13 protein-coding genes are annotated in these 15684 nt (G+C 70.3%); 10 read left to right on the top strand and 3 right to left on the bottom strand.

Annotation, left to right across the window (positions count from 1 at the left end; genetic code table 11):
* Positions 1–121: 121 nt before the first annotated feature.
* Both SY91_RS27410 and SY91_RS27405 read right to left on the bottom strand, forming a co-directional pair.
* Entirely contained in the window at positions 122–922 is an 801-nt protein-coding gene (locus SY91_RS27410) for a glycosyltransferase family 25 protein (RefSeq protein ID WP_260632456.1), read from the bottom strand.
* Between the two features lie 2 nt (positions 923–924).
* The gene (locus SY91_RS27405; RefSeq protein ID WP_023477308.1) at positions 925–1239 is read right to left on the bottom strand and encodes a hypothetical protein; all 315 of its coding nucleotides are present in this window, start codon (positions 1237–1239) and stop codon (positions 925–927) included.
* Between the two features lie 351 nt (positions 1240–1590).
* Here SY91_RS27405 and SY91_RS27400 point away from each other — a divergent pair, with 351 nt between their 5' ends.
* From SY91_RS27400 to SY91_RS27355, 10 genes are all read left to right on the top strand, one after another.
* On the top strand, positions 1591–3165 hold the full coding sequence (locus SY91_RS27400) for a hypothetical protein (protein ID WP_023477307.1): 1575 nt from the start codon (positions 1591–1593) through the stop codon (positions 3163–3165).
* Positions 3166–3193: 28 nt separating this feature from the next.
* On the top strand, positions 3194–4048 hold the full coding sequence (locus tag SY91_RS27395) for a hypothetical protein (protein WP_023477306.1): 855 nt from the start codon (positions 3194–3196) through the stop codon (positions 4046–4048).
* 323 nt (positions 4049–4371) lie between these two features.
* The gene (locus tag SY91_RS27390; protein WP_023477304.1) at positions 4372–5763 is read left to right on the top strand and encodes an undecaprenyl-phosphate glucose phosphotransferase; all 1392 of its coding nucleotides are present in this window, start codon (positions 4372–4374) and stop codon (positions 5761–5763) included.
* 126 nt (positions 5764–5889) lie between these two features.
* Positions 5890–7146, top strand: a complete 1257-nt coding sequence (locus tag SY91_RS27385) for a polysaccharide biosynthesis/export family protein (protein WP_124477773.1) — start codon at positions 5890–5892, stop codon at positions 7144–7146.
* 19 nt (positions 7147–7165) lie between these two features.
* Positions 7166–7651, top strand: a complete 486-nt coding sequence (locus SY91_RS27380) for a low molecular weight phosphotyrosine protein phosphatase (RefSeq protein WP_185921416.1) — start codon at positions 7166–7168, stop codon at positions 7649–7651.
* A complete protein-coding gene (locus SY91_RS27375; RefSeq protein ID WP_023477900.1) occupies positions 7648–9921 on the top strand; it encodes a polysaccharide biosynthesis tyrosine autokinase in 2274 nt (757 codons plus the stop codon). Before SY91_RS27380 ends, SY91_RS27375 begins: the two co-directional genes overlap by 4 nt.
* Positions 9918–11138, top strand: a complete 1221-nt coding sequence (locus SY91_RS27370; protein WP_023477899.1) for a glycosyltransferase family 4 protein — start codon at positions 9918–9920, stop codon at positions 11136–11138. The genes SY91_RS27375 and SY91_RS27370 overlap by 4 nt, the downstream gene beginning before the upstream one ends.
* On the top strand, positions 11138–12301 hold the full coding sequence (locus tag SY91_RS27365) for a polysaccharide pyruvyl transferase family protein (protein ID WP_043888605.1): 1164 nt from the start codon (positions 11138–11140) through the stop codon (positions 12299–12301). The genes SY91_RS27370 and SY91_RS27365 overlap by 1 nt, the downstream gene beginning before the upstream one ends.
* A complete protein-coding gene (locus SY91_RS27360; protein WP_023477897.1) occupies positions 12298–13593 on the top strand; it encodes a lipopolysaccharide biosynthesis protein in 1296 nt (431 codons plus the stop codon). Before SY91_RS27365 ends, SY91_RS27360 begins: the two co-directional genes overlap by 4 nt.
* Positions 13583–14632 carry a hypothetical protein gene (locus tag SY91_RS27355; protein ID WP_023477896.1) on the top strand — a complete coding sequence of 350 codons (1050 nt, stop codon included), beginning with the start codon at positions 13583–13585 and terminating at the stop codon, positions 14630–14632. Before SY91_RS27360 ends, SY91_RS27355 begins: the two co-directional genes overlap by 11 nt.
* Positions 14633–14639: 7 nt before the next feature.
* On the opposite strand, the gene SY91_RS27350 is transcribed toward SY91_RS27355, so the two are convergent.
* Positions 14640–15635, bottom strand: a complete 996-nt coding sequence (locus SY91_RS27350) for a beta-xylosidase (protein ID WP_052335012.1) — start codon at positions 15633–15635, stop codon at positions 14640–14642.
* Between the last annotated feature and the right edge of the window lie 49 nt (positions 15636–15684).

Raw genomic sequence — 15684 nt, 5'->3', positions numbered from 1 at the left:
TCCAACGAAGCGTGGCTTCGGATACGAGGTATCGGGCGCGTACCATGCAGCTGCCCGACCTACGCATTGTCGAAGCGCATACGGCATCCGCACAATCAGCCTGGTCCTATTCCGCACGACGTCACCGTTGAATCGTCGACGTCTCGCGCGCGTTCATCGTCACGGCGAGCGGCGGAAATGCAGCGACGCTGCGCATCGCGCCATAGAACTTGTTCATCGCAACGTCGATCCCGTAGTTCGGCAGCGTGCGGCCGAGCCCGTGGGAGAACAGCGTCTCCGGTCGCAGCGGAAAACAATGATCGAGCAGGAAGCGCGCACCAGCCGGCGAGATCGTGTACGCGCAGATCCCGTAGAACTCGAGCAGGTCCATCACGAGCACGGGCCCGCGGTCGGTGCGGAAATCGTCGACGGCCTGCGCGAGCGCCGCTTCGTCGAAGCGCATCGTCACCGGCGTGCGGCTGTTGAAGATCGCGCCGCGCAGGATCGAATCGAAGTTGTAGCCCCATGCGACGAAGTCGTAACGGCCGGCATGCTCGGCGAGGAACTGCATCGCCGTTTCGTCGAAGTCCGGGCGGAAGATCGCGTCGTCCTCGACGATCGTCACGAGTTCGTTGCCTGCGGCGATGTCGGTCCACAGGCGATGCGTGGTCATCGCGATGCCGATCGCGCCGCGCGTGTACGGCAACGCCGGCGCGAACAGGCCGCTTCGTGCGATATCGTCGTCCGACAGCGCCCGACCGTCGATCGCGTCGACGAATTCGAATGCGAGCGTCGGATTGTTCGCACGAAACGCGTCGCGGCGGCCACGCTCGCCGTGCAGCGAGATCACGCGAAGCGTCTTGCCGACGGACGGCGCATCGACGGCGCAAGCGCGTACAGGTGCGATGGTTGCATCGCGAAGATCGGTAACGGGCGTCGACATCGTCACCACCCCGTCACGATCGAAATGCCGAACACGATGCCGACGACGATGCCGATCGTCCGTCCCTGCAACATCGGCTTCAACGCCGCCGGCTCGTAGAACGGATCGACCACATCGTTGCGGTTGCGCCATGCGGTCACGAGCGGCGGCACGAGCAGCAGCATCGCCATCAGCAACGCGGTCGCCATCGTCACGACCATGCCGCTCGACGACCAGCGCGTGCCGAACTCGACCGCCACGTGGACCATCCCGACCGTGGCCGCGCTCGCGACCATCCCGATCACGGTGCCTTTCACCAGAAAATCTGCTGCGCTCATCGTCAGTACTCCCTGTCTGATAGTTGCCGAACGACGTCGGCCGGAATACTGCGTATTACAAAGATCGCTGCACGCGATCTCTATCAGACGAGTCTTATTGGCGAACGGCGAACCCAAAAATAGGACTGGGACTACAAACGTGACCGAACGGCGCGTTCGTTACCGGGGATGCATCGCGGAGCCTCATCGATTCGGACTAGTCTTATTCAGTTGCCGGGTGCGGATCCATAAAGTGGACGTCAAGCCGGCGCCATGCTGCTTGTGCCCATGCGTGCAAGCCGCTGGCGCCCTCACGACGAACCCCGCCACCGGCCGCTGCCTCGAACGCGGCCGGCCCTCCGGAGCCCCGACATGCAGATCTCGCCTCACGACACGCCCACGCTCGCCGACACCGACGACACGATGCTCGCCACGCAGGCCGATGCCGCCTCGGTCGATGTCGATGACGACGCCGTCTCCACCGCCACACAAACGCTGATCGAGCGCGGCGAAGTCGAATCCGCCGCCCAACTGGCCGCCGCCCATTGGAAACTGCGTCCGGCGTCGCCGGCAGCGGCATTCAACTGCGGCTATGCGATGCAGATGGCGGGACGCCACGCGGAGGCGATCGCGCCCTATCGCCGCACGCTCGAGCTCGCGCCCGCGTGGCCGTCGCTGAAGAACAATCTCGCGCTCGCGATCCGGCTGACGGAAGGCGATCCCGATCTGGAATTCGCGCTCATCGAAGGTGCGCTCGACGACGATCCCGACGACGCACGCGCGTGGACCAATGCGGTGGTCACGCGCATCGACCGCTTCGATCTCGACGGCGCATTGCGCGCGGCCACCCGTGCGGTCGCGCTGGCGCCCGACAGCGCGCTGGCCGTGAACAACGCGGCGACGGCGATGAAGGAAGCGCAATGGTGGGGCCAGGCCGAAACGCATGCGCAACGCGCCGTCGAACTCGCGCCGCACAACCCGACGTATCGCCACAATCTGTCGCTACTCCAGCTCGCACGCGGCGATTTCGCGTCGGGCTGGCCCCATTACGAAGCGCGCTGGGAAGGCTCGGCCGAACTGCGCGGCAACCTGCCGGTGTTTCCCGGGCCGCGCTGGCGCGGCGAATCGCTGAAGGGCAAGACGCTGCTCGTGTGGGGCGAACAGGGCCTCGGCGACGCACTGCAGTTCTGCCGCTACGTGCCGCTGCTCGCGGAACGCGTGCATCGCGAAGGCGGCCGGATCGTGTGGAACGCGTTTCCGGTGATGGGCGGCCTGTTCGGGCGCAGTCTGGCAACGCATGTCGACGTGTTCGACACCGGCACGCGCATCGAGGATCTGCCCGCGTTCGACGTCGAGCTGCCGCTGATGAGCATCCCCGGGATGCTCGGCCTCGACGGCGACGCGCTCGCCGCGACGGCGCCGTACCTCCACGCCGACGCGGCAGCCGTCGACGCGTGGCGCGCGGCGCTCGCGGGCGAAAAGCGGCTGAAGGTCGGCCTCGCGTGGACGGGCAGTCTGTCGCACCAGCGCAACCGCTTTCGCCGCGTGGGGCTCGAACGTTATGCCGACGCGTTCGACCCTCTGCAGCAGGACGTCGCGTTCTACTCGCTGCAACCGGGCGCGCAGCACGACATCGAAGCCGCCCGCGCAGCGGGTTTCGTCGTGAACGACTGCACGCGCGAATGGCGCACGGTCGACGATACCGCCGCCTTCATCGGCGCACTCGATCTCGTGATCACCGTCTGCACGTCGGCCGCGCACCTGAGCGGCGCGCTCGGCCGGCGCACGTGGGTGCTGCTCGATGCGAACCCGCACTGGGTCTGGCAGCACGACCGCCGCGACAGCCCGTTCTACCCGAGCGCGTCGCTGTATCGGCAGACGACGTTCGCCGACTGGCAGCCGGTCATGGACGCGGTCGCCGCCGATCTTCGTCGGCTGGCCGGCTGACCGCCGCCACGCCGACAGGAGATTCGTCATGGATTACAACCTCTGCATCGTCCGCCCGCCCGGCTACGCGCATTCGGGCGCCTTCACGGAACTCGCCGAGGTGATCGCGTATGGGCTCGGCGATCTCGGCCACGTCGTGCACGTCAACGAGAACAACATGATGCCGGATGCGCGGAACATCCTGATCGGCTGCCATCTCGCCGATCCACGCGCGACCGAGCACGTGCCGGCCGACACGATCGTCGTCAACACCGAGCAGCTGCACGTCGACGAACAGCCGTGGAACGAGGCCATCTACCGCTGGGCGTCGCGATACGAAACCTGGGACTACAGCGAGCGCAACCTCGCGAAGCTGCACAGCCTCGGCATCGGGCACGCGCGCTACCTGAAGCTCGGCTTCCATCCGAAGCTGCGTCGCATTCCGGATGACGTCGAACAGGACATCGACGTGCTGTTCTACGGCACGATCGGTCCGCGCCGCGCGGCGATCCTCGATGCGCTGCAGGCGCGCGGGCTGAACGTCGGGATCGTCAGCGGCGGCCTCTACGGCGCCGAGCGCGACGCCTTCATCGCGCGTGCGAAGGTCGTGCTGAACCTGCATCACTACGCGTCGCACATTTTCGAGGTGGTGCGCGCGTTCTATCTGATGACGAACGGCAAGGCGATCGTCGGCGAGGTGTCGCCGACGACGTCGGTCGATCCCGATTACGCCAACGGCTTCCGTGCGGCGCCGTACGACGCGCTGGTGGAGGCGTGCGTCGAACTCGTCCGCGATCCCGCGCAACGCCGCCGGCTCGAAGCCGACGCGCTGGCGACGATCGGCCGCCATCCGCAGGCCCGGTCGCTCGCGCCGCTGCTGGCCGCGCACGCGGTGGCGGCATGACGACGCCGCATCGCGAGCCGCCGTCGTCGGCGCGATCGCCACAGCGCGCCGACGGCGTGTGCTGGTCGCCTGTCCACAGGCGGTTTGACAATCCCTGACGCCATCGGGCACGAGTCCTAACCCGTTGAAGCGCAGTCCGATCGAAGTGCCCTTTCTGATCACCCGCAGTCCGATGGTCTCGCCCCGTCATCGCTCCTAGACTCGCCGTACTGCCCGAACGCACCGTGCAACGCGCCGGGCAGCACCTCGCTCTGCGGAGCGTTGCACGAACGCGGACGCGCCGCCATTCCGGACGGTGCGCGACGGCAAGGATGGCGGATGAAATGAACAAGAAGCACGGGCCGCGCAGCGAGATCGTCGTCTGCATGGTCGATGTCGCGGCGATCGTCGCGATCGCGGTACTCACGCACCACGGTTCGCTGTGGAATCTCGACGCGCTCGCGATCGAATGGCTGCTGATCGGCGTGAGCGCGCTGCTCGCGGCGTTCCTGCTGCGCCTGGCGGGCATCGGCCTCGATGGCCGGCCGCGCCCCGCGACGCGCTATGCGGTTCGCACGCTCGCGCTGTGGCTCGTCGTGCAGGGTTTCGTGTTCCTGAAGATGATCGCGCTGACCACCGCGACCGTGATGATGCTGACGTGGTTCTTCGACTGGACGATCGAGGTCGGGATCGTACTGATCGTATTCCGGGTCGCACTGAGCATCGCGCGCCGGCGCAGCCTGCGCGTGCCGGCGACACCCGCCCGCATCGCGGTCGTCGGCAGCGGCGAGCGCCTCGCGCGGATCGTCGCGTCGCTCGACGCGGCCGGCGATACGCGCTACCGGCTCGTCAGCGCGTATTGCACGGCCGGCCGCGCGACGACGCTCGCCGGCGATGCGCTCGTCACGACCGATCTCGCCTCGTTCGCCGCGTGTGCGCGCCGCCAGCGCGCGGACGAAGTGTGGATCGCGCTGCCGCTCGCGGAGGACGCCGCGATCACGCGCGTGATCGACGAATTCCGCAGCGACTTCGTCGAACTGCGCCTGATGCCCGACGTGAGTCATCACGCGCTGTTCGGCAGCCAGGTCGACGAAATCCTCGGCGAGCCGGCGATCTCGCTCGCCGCGCCGCCGCTGTCGCGCGGCGCGCTGTGCGTGAAGACCGTCTTCGATCGCGTGTTCGCGGCTGCCGTGTTGATCCTGCTGATGCCGCTGCTGCTCGTCATCGCCGTGGCGATCAAGCTGAGTTCGCCGGGCCCGGTGATGTTTACGCAGAAACGGCGCGGCGGCGACGGCCGCACGTTCGACATCTACAAGTTCCGCACGATGCGCGTGCATGTCGAACAGCCGGGCAAGGTCGAGCAGGCGACCCGCAACGACCCGCGCGTGACGAAGGTCGGTGCGTTCCTGCGCCGCACGAGCCTCGACGAACTGCCGCAGTTCATCAACGTGCTGTTCGGCGACATGTCGGTGGTCGGTCCGCGTCCGCACGCGGTGGAACACGACGCGCAGTACCGCACGCTCGTCGACGGCTACATCCACCGCTACCGGATCAAGCCGGGCATCACCGGCTGGGCGCAGGTCAACGGGCTGCGCGGCGCGACCGAACAGCTCGAAAGCATGCAGTCGCGCGTCGAGTACGACCTGTACTACCTGCGCAACTGGTCGTTCGCGCTCGACCTGCGAATCATCGGCGCGACGGTGCTGAAAGGGATCGTGCATCCCAACGCGTACTGAACGGCGCATGCCGTTCGGCGCCGCGGCATCGCCGCCGCGGCTGCTTCGATTGACCCGGCGGCCCCTGCTTCGGCAGCCCGCTCCCGCGCCGCCGTCTCCGGCGCGCGGCGCAACTGGAAGGAACTCATGACACCCTCGATCGCATCGGCGGCCGCGCGCCGCCACGGTGCGCTCGCGCTCGTCCTGACGGCCTGCGTAGCGCTGTCAGGATGCGCGTTCGCGCCCGGCATGAAGATGAACACGTCGTATCTCGGCTGGCTCGCCGACGCGCCGGATGACGGCGCGCCCGCGCCGGCCGCGGCCGACTCGCGCGTGGCCGAAGCACGCGCCGCGGCCGCGTCGACCACGGCCGGCACGCCGGTTCGCGCGCCGCTCGCGGGCGGGGATGCCGTCGCCACGCCGCCGATCGTCGACATCGATCCGTCGCTGATCGCACGCCAACGCGCGGCCCGGGATGCGGCCGCGGCGGCGTTCGACACGCCGGCCGCATCGCGCGCGTCGTCGGCCTACCGGATCGGCCCGGGCGACGTGCTGCAGATCACCGTGTGGGATCACCCGGAACTCGCGGCGGCCCAAGGCGGCGCACAGCAGACGCCGCCGCGCGCGGCCGACCCGGTTGCCGGCTTCGTCGTCGACGACCGCGGCAACCTGACGTTCCCGTATGCCGGCGCGCTGAAGGTCGCCGGCCTGACCGCCGCCGACGCGCAGGCGCGCGTGAAGCAGGCGCTCGGCAAGATCTACCGAGACCCGCAGGTCACGTTGCGCGTGGCATCGTTCCGTTCGCAGCAGGTGTACGTCGACGGCGAAGTCCACACGCCGGGCGCGCTGCCCGTCAACGACGTGCCGATGACGCTCGCCGACGCGATCGCGCGCGCCGGCGGCTTCACGCCCGGCGCCGACCAGAGCGACGTGACGATCGTGCGCGACGACACGCCCGTGCGCATCGACCTGGCGCGCCTGATCGAGCGCCACCGCGACCCGTCGCGCATCGTGCTGCGCGGCGGCGACCTGCTGCGCGTCGGCGCGCGAGACAGCAACGGCGTGTACGTGATGGGCGAAGTCAACCGGCCGATGCTCGCGCTGCCGAAGCGCGACGGCCGCCTGACGTTGAGCGACGCACTGCTGCAGGCCGGCAGCATCAATTCCAATACCGCCGACGCCGCGCAGATGTTCGTGATCCGCGGCGCGCAGGGCCGCACGCCGACGGTATTCCATCTCGACGCGCGCTCGCCGGTCGCGATGGTGCTCGCGAACCAGTTCGAGCTGGAGCCGAAGGACATCGTCTACGTCGACGGCAACGGGCTCGTCCGCATCAGCCGTGTGCTGAGCCTGTTGCTGCCCAGCGTGAACACGGGCGTCGCCGCCGGGATCGCCACGAAATGAGGCCGACCCCGCCCCCTTCCTGCTCGCCGTCTGCGAAGGCAACGTGTGCCGCAGCCCGCTCGCGGCCGCGCTGCTCGCGGCGAAGCTGCCGCACGCGCGGACCGGCTCGGCCGGCCTCGCGCCGCCGAACGGCCGGCCGGCCGACCCGCTGGCCCGCGAGATGGCCGCCGCGCGCGGGCTAAACCTCGACGCGCATGCGGCCCGGCCGGTGACGGCCGCGCTGTGCGCGCAGGCCGACCTGATCTTCGTGATGGACGGCGGGCAGCGCCGCGTGCTCGAAGCGCGTCACCCGTTCCTGCGCGGCCGCGTGTTCCGTCTCGGCGAATACGCGCGGATCGCCGACGGCGCGCCGCTCGGCCTCGACATCCCCGACCCCTACCGCGGCACGCGCGACGACTTCGTGCGCTGCGCGGCGCTGATCGATCTCGCGGTCGGCAGCTGGCTGCCGCGGCTCGCCGCGCGCTGGCCGCACATCACCGCCTCCTTCTCCGGACCCCAGCCATGACGAGTACCGCTTCCCCCGAACGCGAGATCGACCTGATCCGCGTGCTCGACGTCCTGCGCCAGGCACGCTGGACGATCGCGTCGATCACGGCGGCCTGCGTCGCCGCCGGCGCGCTGTATGCGTTCGTCGCGCCGCCGATCTACCAGGCCGACCTGATGATCCAGACCGACGATGCGACCGACGCCGCGTCGAAGAACCTGCTCGGCGATGCCGCGTCGTTCTTCAACGTCGCGTCGCCCGCGTCGGCCGAGGCGCAGATCCTGTCGTCGCGGCTCGTCGTCACGCGCGCGGTGGAAGACCTGCGCGCCTATATCGTCGCGGCCCCCGCCCGCGTGCCGGTGATCGGCGCGTTCGTCGCGCGCTTCAACGACGGCGCGGTGAAGCCCGGCCTGTTCGGTTTCGGCGGCTATGCGTGGGGCCAGGAGCGGATCGACGTCGTGCGCTTCGACGTACCGACGCGCGCGGAAGGCGACACGTTCCAGGTCGTGCGGCTCGACGACACGCGTTACCGGCTCACCGGCGCGAACCTGACGGCCGATGCGGTCGGCACGATCGGCCGCACGGAAACCTTCGACACGCGCTACGGCCCGCTGCACCTCGACATCACCGGCTTCGACGCGCTGCCCGGCACGCGCTTCACGCTGGTGCGTCAATCGCGCGCGGAAACGATCGACACGCTGCGCACCGCGCTCGACGTCCAGGAGAAGGTGAAGCAATCGGGTGTGCTCGTCGCGTCGCTACGCGGCCACGATCCCGTCGACATCAGCGCGACGCTCAACGCGATCGCCAACCGTTACGTCGAACAGAACATCGCGCGCCGCACGGCCGAGGCCGCGCAATCGCTCGCGTTCCTGAACGAGCAGTTGCCGATCGTGAAAGGCCAGCTCGAGCGCGCGGAAACGCGTTACGCGACCCTGCGCAGCCGCACCGGCTCGGTCGATCTCGAGGAAGAAGGCAAGGTCGTCCTGCAACAAGGCGCCGACCTGCAGACGCGCCTGCTCGAACTGCAGCAGAAACACGACGAACTGTCCCGCCGCTTCCTGCCGACTCACCCCGACATGGCCGCGCTCGACGCGCAGCTCGCGACGTTGAAGCGCCAGCAGGGCGCGCTCGACGCGCGCATCGCCCGGCTGCCCGCCCAGCAAAGCGAGGAAGTGCGCGCCCGGCTCGACGTGAAGGTGAACGCGGACCTGTACACCGCGCTGCTGAACAACACCCAGCAACTCGAACTCGTGCAGGCCGGCAGGACGGCGAGCGTGCGCGTGGTCGATGCGGCCGTCGCGCCGGCCGATCCGGTGCGGCCGAACCGGCCGGTCGTGATCGCCGCCGCCGCGCTGGCCGGCCTCGCGCTCGGGCTGATCGCCGCATTCGCGCGCGAATTCCTGTACGGCGGCCTGACCGCCGTCGACGAGATCGAGCGCCACACGTCGCTGCCGGTGCGCGCGGTGCTGCCTGCCGCCGCCCGCCAGCGCAAGCTGATGCGCGCGGTCGAACGTCATGACGCGGGCCTGCACGTGCTCGCGTACGACGATCCGTACGAACCGGCGATCGAAGGGCTGCGCAGCCTCCAGACCGCACTGCACTTCGCGCTCGCCGATCGCGCGCATCCGCTGGTGCTGGTCACGGGCCCCGCACCCGGCACCGGCAAGTCGTTCGTATCGGTCAACCTCGCGGCGGTGCATGCGGCGAGCGGCCGGCGCGTGCTGCTGATCGACGGCGATCTGCGCAAGGGCTATCTGCACCAGTACTTCGGACTCGAACGCGGCGCGGGCTTCGCGGCGCTGCTCGCCGGCCGCGCGCACGCCGACGACGCCATCCGGCGCGACGTCGCGCCGAATCTCGACTTCCTGCCGACCGGCGAACTGCCGAGCGCGCCGACCGCGCTGCTGCAGCAGGCCGGCCTCGGCGCGCTGCTCGCGTCGCTGCGCGCGCGCTACGACCTCGTCGTCGTCGATTCCGCCCCGCTGCTCGCCGCCACCGACTCGACCTGGCTCGGCGCCCATGCCGACGCGACGCTCCTCGTCGCACGCGCGGGCTCGACGCGGGCCGGCGAACTCGTCGAAGCCGCGAAGCGCCTGCCGCAGCAGCCCGACGCCCAGCCCGGCGTCGTGCTGAACGGCCTCGATCCGCGCACGGGCGCATCGGCCTTCGGCTCGAAATACGGCGGCTACCGCTACGAAGCGTACCGCTACACGTGCGACGCGCGGCGCTGTACGCACCTCGCCCGCCTGCGCGCGGCACTTCAACGTCTGCTGCGGAGGTCCGCATGAGCGACATCGCATTCGCGCCGTCATTCGACGAGCGCGCGCCCCTTCAACCCGACACGCGCCCAGCGGCTTCGCCCCCCGCCGCGCCGCCGCTGCGCATCGCGCTCGTCGTCGAAGCCGCCGGCGGCGGTGTCGCCGTCCACCTGACCGACCTGATCGCCGGTCTGCACGCACGCGGCTACGCGGACATCCACCTGATCGCGCCGCTCGGCGAGCGCTTCGACGACGCGATGCTGGCCGACGCGGCCGCGCGGTGCAAGACCGTGCACCGGCTGCCGCTGCGGCGCGCGGTCGGCGCACACGACCTGCGCGGCATGCTCGTGCTGCGCCGGCTGTTGCGCCGGATCCGGCCCGACATCGTGCACAGCCACAGCTCGAAGGCCGGCGCGCTCGCGCGCCTGTGCCGCGGGCCCTGGAAGCAGGTCTACACGCCGCATGCGGTCTATACGCTGAACCCGACGCTGTCGCCTGCGAAGCGCGCGTTCTACGGCAGCGTCGAGCGCGTGCTCGGCAATGCGTGCTCGGACGCGGTGATCGCCGTGTCGCAGGACGAAGCCGATCACCTGCATGCGCTCGGCATCGCGCGCGAGCGCATCCGGCTCGTCGAGAACGGCGTCACGCCGCCGATGCTGCTCGCGCGCCAGGCGGCACGCATCGCGCTCGGGCTGGCCGATCACCCGTTCGTCGTCGGGTTCGTCGGGCGGTTCGATCACCAGAAGGGGATCGACCGCCTCGTGCGGATCGCGCGCGTACTCGACGAACGCTTCGGCAACCGCGTGCAGGTCGTCGCGGTCGGCTCGGGCGACTTCGACCGGGCAGCGGGCGACGAGGCGCACGACCTGCCGGCGAACCTGCGCATCGCGGGCCGCGTCGACGCCGCGCGCCGCTACTTCTCCGCGTTCGACCTGCTCGCGCTGCCGAGCCGCTACGAAGGGTTTCCGTACGTGTGCCTCGAAGCCGTCGCCGCACGGGTGCCGATCGTGGCGACGCAGGTGTCGGGCGCGACCGAGCTGATCGCCGACCACCGCGTCGGGCTGACGGTATCGAACAGCGACGATCCGGCCGCGTTCGCGTCGATGGTCGGCCGGCTCGTCGAGCATCCGGCCGCGCACCGGCTGATGCGCGAACAATGCGCACGCGCCTACCCCCATTTCTCGGCGGACGCGATGGTCGATCGCACGCTCGCCGTCTATCGCGACCTGCTGCGGGAGAACGCATGATGAGCCGCCCCGTTCACGTGGCGCTGCTGCACGCGTACAGCGCACGCAATTCCGGCGACGGGCTGCTCGTCGAGCTGTCGGTCGGGCTGCTGCGCGGCGCGTTCGGCGCCGACACGCGCGTGTCCGTCGTCGCGGCCGATCCCGCGTCGTTCCCCGCTCATCCGGACGTGCGGCCCGCGCCCGTGCTCGCCGCCGGCGCCGCCGGGCGGCTGATCGGCGCGGCGATGGCGGCGCTGCCCGTCGGCGCCAATCCGGCGCTGGCCGACCTGCGCGGCCTGCTGAAACAGGTCGACCTGATCGTCGGCGTCGGCGGCGGCTACCTGCGCGCGCGCAACAGCGTCGAGGCGCTCAAGCTCGAAGCCGGGCACCTCGTGCAGATGCGTGCGGCACGCGCGGCGCGCAAGCCGGCCGTCTATCTGCCGCAGAGCATCGGCCCGGCTGCCGGCAATGCGATGCTCGCCGGCCACCTGACGTCGCTGCTCGCGGGCTTCCACACCGTGTTCGTGCGCGACGATCGTTCGATGGCGCTGCTCGCCGCCAACCCGAACACCCGGCGGGCGCCCGATCTCGCGGTGCTCGAATTCGGCCGTCGGGCGGCCGGCCTGCGCGAGCACGCGCATGTGCCGCCGGCCCGCCCCGGCCACATCGCGCTGGTGCTGCGCCGTCCGCCCGCGTGGAACGCCGCGCAATGCGCGCGTTACCACGCGCAGACGGAAGCGTTGATCGAACGGCTCGGCGCGTTCTGCCGCATCACGTTCGCCGTGCAAAGCACGGGGCGCGGCAACGACGACGCCGCGTACTACCGGGAACGCGGCTTCGACGATACGCGCACGCTGAAGGACGTGCTCGCCGGCGACACGCCCGATGCGGTCGTCTCCGTGCGCCTGCACGGCGCGCTCGAGTCGATCCTGCATGGCGTGCCGGCCTATCACCTGAGCTACGAGCGCAAGGGGTTCGGCGCGTATGCCGATCTCGGCGTCGGCCACTGGGTCGCGAACGCGGCCGATTTCGATGCGAATGCGGTATGCGACACGCTGTTCGCCCCCGACGCGCTGCGCCGCTTCTGGACGCAGACCGACACCGGCATCGCGCGGCTCGCCCGCGAACGCGAGCGAATCGTCGCCGCGCTGCGGGCCGCGCTCCACGACGGAGCGGCGCGATGAAGGCCGCATCGTCGCGCCTCGCGCTGCGGGTCGGTGCGCTCGGCCTCAAATTCGTGCTGACGATCGTCGTCGCGCGCACGCTCGGCTTCGATGCGGTAGCCGTCTATGGTGTCGCGCTCGCGGTGTCGGTCGTCGCGTCGAAGGTACTCGGCCTCGGCTTCAGCACCGAAATCAACCGGCGGCTCGCCGGCCCCGATCCGCGCGACGCGATCCGGACCTGCATGCGGCTCTCCGTGCTGTATGCGGGCGTCTATGTCGTGCTGTGCGGCGCGGCCGCGCTGCCGGTCGGCGCGTTCTTCGGGCGGCCGCGGGCGGGCGCGCTGGCCGACGTGCCGCTCGTCCTGGTGACGCTCGTCGCATGCGCCGAACATGCGGCGCTCGAAGTCAACACGTGGCTGTTCTCGCTGCATCGCGCCCGCGCGGCGTCATGGCTGCTGTTCGTGCGGACCGGCGCGTGGGCCGGCGTCGCGGTCGCCGCGCTCGCGACGCGCGTGGTCGGGTCGATCGACGGCGTGTTCGCGATCTGGCTCGCCGGCGACGTGCTCGTCGTCGCGCTCGGCTGGCTGCTGATTTCGCGCACCGCGCGCCGGCTGCCGGCGATGCCCGCGCTATCGGCCACGCGCTTGCCGCTCGCGACGGTCTGGCGCAGCGGCGCGCCGTTCTTCGTCGCGTTGCTGCTGCTGTCGGTGCTGCAGTATCTCGAACGCTTCGTCGCATCCGCGATGCTCGATGCGGGCGAGCTCGGCCGCTACGTGTTCGTCTGGTCGATCGCGAACGCGATCCAGACGATCGCGTCGGCCACCGTCGCGGCGGTCGCCGCGCCGCGCCTCGTGCGTGCGCTCGACTGTCCGCGCAGCGCGCCGAAGGCATTTCGCGGCGAACTCGCGCAGGCGCTGCGCGGGTCGGTGATCCTGACCGGCGCCGCCGCGCTCGCGATCGTCACCGTGCATCCGTGGCTGTTCCGGCTCGCGCATGAAGGCAACGATCTGCCGTCGACCGTCATCCTCGCGATCCTGCTGCTGTCTTTCGTACTGCGCGCCGCGTGCGACGTGCTGTGGGCCGCCGCCGTCGCGTTGCGGGCAGGCCGCGTGGTCGCGTGCGTGATGGCCGTGCTGACGCTCGCGTGCGTACCGATGACGATCGCGCTCGTGCATGACGGGCACGCGATCGGCGCAGCCGTCGCGCATCTCGTCGCGAGCATCGCGGTGTTCGCGTGGCTCGCATGGATCGTGTCGTCGCGCGCCCCGACAGCGCGCCGCGCCATCCGGCCGGGAGCGGCCGATGCTGCGTAAGCTGATCGCGAGCGGTCCGCTGCTGAGCCGCGGCTTGCGCAATGCCGTCGCCGCGTGTCTCGCGCTGCTGTACGTCGGCGTCTATGCGAATGCGCGCGCGCTGCTGCCGGAATTCATCTTCCGCGACGCAGACAAGATCCAGACGCAGATCGGCGGTGGCTCGACCTACGACGGCTCGTCGTTCGACGCGGTCGGCAAGCTGTACCAGGCGCTCGGCGGCGCCGGCACGGCCGTGTTCGTCGTCGCGCTGGGCGTCGCCACGATCTGGATCGCGCTACGCGCGACACGGCGGCTCGGCGCGCTGGTCGCCCATCTCGCGTTGATTGCGCCGTGCCTGTTCTTCAACCTGTTCGTCGCGAGCAAGGACACGCTCGTCGTCGCGATGTCGATCGCCGTCCTCGCCGTTGCGCGCGTACGCGGGCCGGCCGACGCGATGCCGATCGCCGTCGTGCTGTATCTCGGCTATGCGGCGACGATCCGCAGCTACTTCGCGTTGATCGTCGCGATCGCGCTCGCGGCATGGGTGTTGCGCCGGGTATCGACGCTGCCGAGGCTGGCCGGCGCGCTGCTGGTCGTCGCCGTGCTCGTCGCGCTGCCGAATGCCGCCTATACGCTGCTTCAGCAGCCGCGCGACCTCGCGGTCGACTATCTCGTGTATGCGTCGCCGTTCGGCGCGCGCACGAGTTTCTACAATCCGTTTCCGCCCGATTCGTTCGTCCATTTCGCGGGCAACTATGCGTATTCGCTCGTGCGGCTCAACCTGCCGGTGCTGTTCTTGTTCGATCCGAAGGGAGTCGCGATGCAGGCGCTGGTCGCGCTGTTTCTCTGCGCCGCATGGCGACGCGTTCCCGGGCGGCGTGCCGGGGAAGGCGGAAACGCGCTGCCCCGCAACGGCGAACTGCTCGCGTGCCTGGTGCTCGGCCATGTCGCGGTCTCGATGCTGTTCGAGCCGGATCTCGGCAGCTACCTGCGGCACCTGTCCAGCGTCGCCTTGTTCGCCGTCGCGCTGTGGTCGATCCGCACGCGCGAGCCGGCTTGACGGCCGGCTACGGCTTCGACGTCGTCGCGCGCAGCGACGCGCGGGCCGCCTCGAGCGCGGGCTTCGGCGACCGGTCCGCGCGCACGAGCCCGTAGCTGCGCTGCGCCGCATCGCGCGCATTCGCCGTATCGGCCCATTCGTAGACCGACAGCAGCGGCGTGCCGAGCGTCGCGCGCGCATCGAGCAGCATGCGCACACGGCGCGCCTGCCGCGCGTCGCCGTCGACGCCCGCCGACGCCGCGCCGTCTTCGGTCACGAGCGCCGGCAGGCCGTAACGTGCGCGAATGTCGCGCGCGGCATCGCGGATCTGCGGCGGCGTCATCCCGTACGCGTGGTACGACACGGCGTCGAGACACGCGGGCGACGCGGCAACCATGCCGGCCAGCAGGCGGTCGGGCACGCTGCCGGGCAGCGGCGGCCGTGCGAAGCCGAAGCCGACGACCGGAGCGGACGGCCGGCGCGCGGCCAGGCCGCGGCACACGCCTTCGGCAAACGGCGGGAAGGTGTGCGCGACGTCGCCGGTCGGCCAATAACGGCCCAGATCCGGTTCGTTCCACAGCTCGATCGCCACCAGCGCGCGGTCGTATCGCGCGGCGAGCTGCGCCACCGCGCCGGCCAAACGGGCGCCGGACGCCACGAGCGACGGGCGGTCCGTCTTCGCTTCGCGCGCTCCATCGTCTTGCCCCAGCGGCGCGAGCATACGCACGGTCAGCAACACCGGCAGCCGAGCCGCGCGCGCCGCCGCGAATGCCTCGTCGACCTGGCGACGGTAGTCCGCACGATCGAGACGATCGGTCCATACGCCGAAGCGGATGAAGTCGAAGCCGGTCTGTCGGATCTGCCGCGCATCGGCGGGCGTCAACGACTGGATCTTCGTCTGGACGCCGACAAGCGGCCGGCCCTCGGACGCGGCCGGCCAGCGCGCGCGGTCGTCGGCATGGGCGGGCGGAAGTGCCACGAAACACGGTACGACGGCGACGAACAGCGTGGAAATCCGGAGCATGGGCAGGAGAACGATCGGGCATGCCGGCAGCATGTGACGCGTTGCGCAA

It is taken from the genome of Burkholderia cenocepacia (assembly GCF_014211915.1).
GTDB classification, from domain to species: Bacteria; Pseudomonadota; Gammaproteobacteria; order Burkholderiales; family Burkholderiaceae; genus Burkholderia; species Burkholderia orbicola.
The sequence above is the reverse complement of the archived record's forward strand: the minus strand, read 5'-3'. Positions and strand labels throughout refer to the sequence as shown.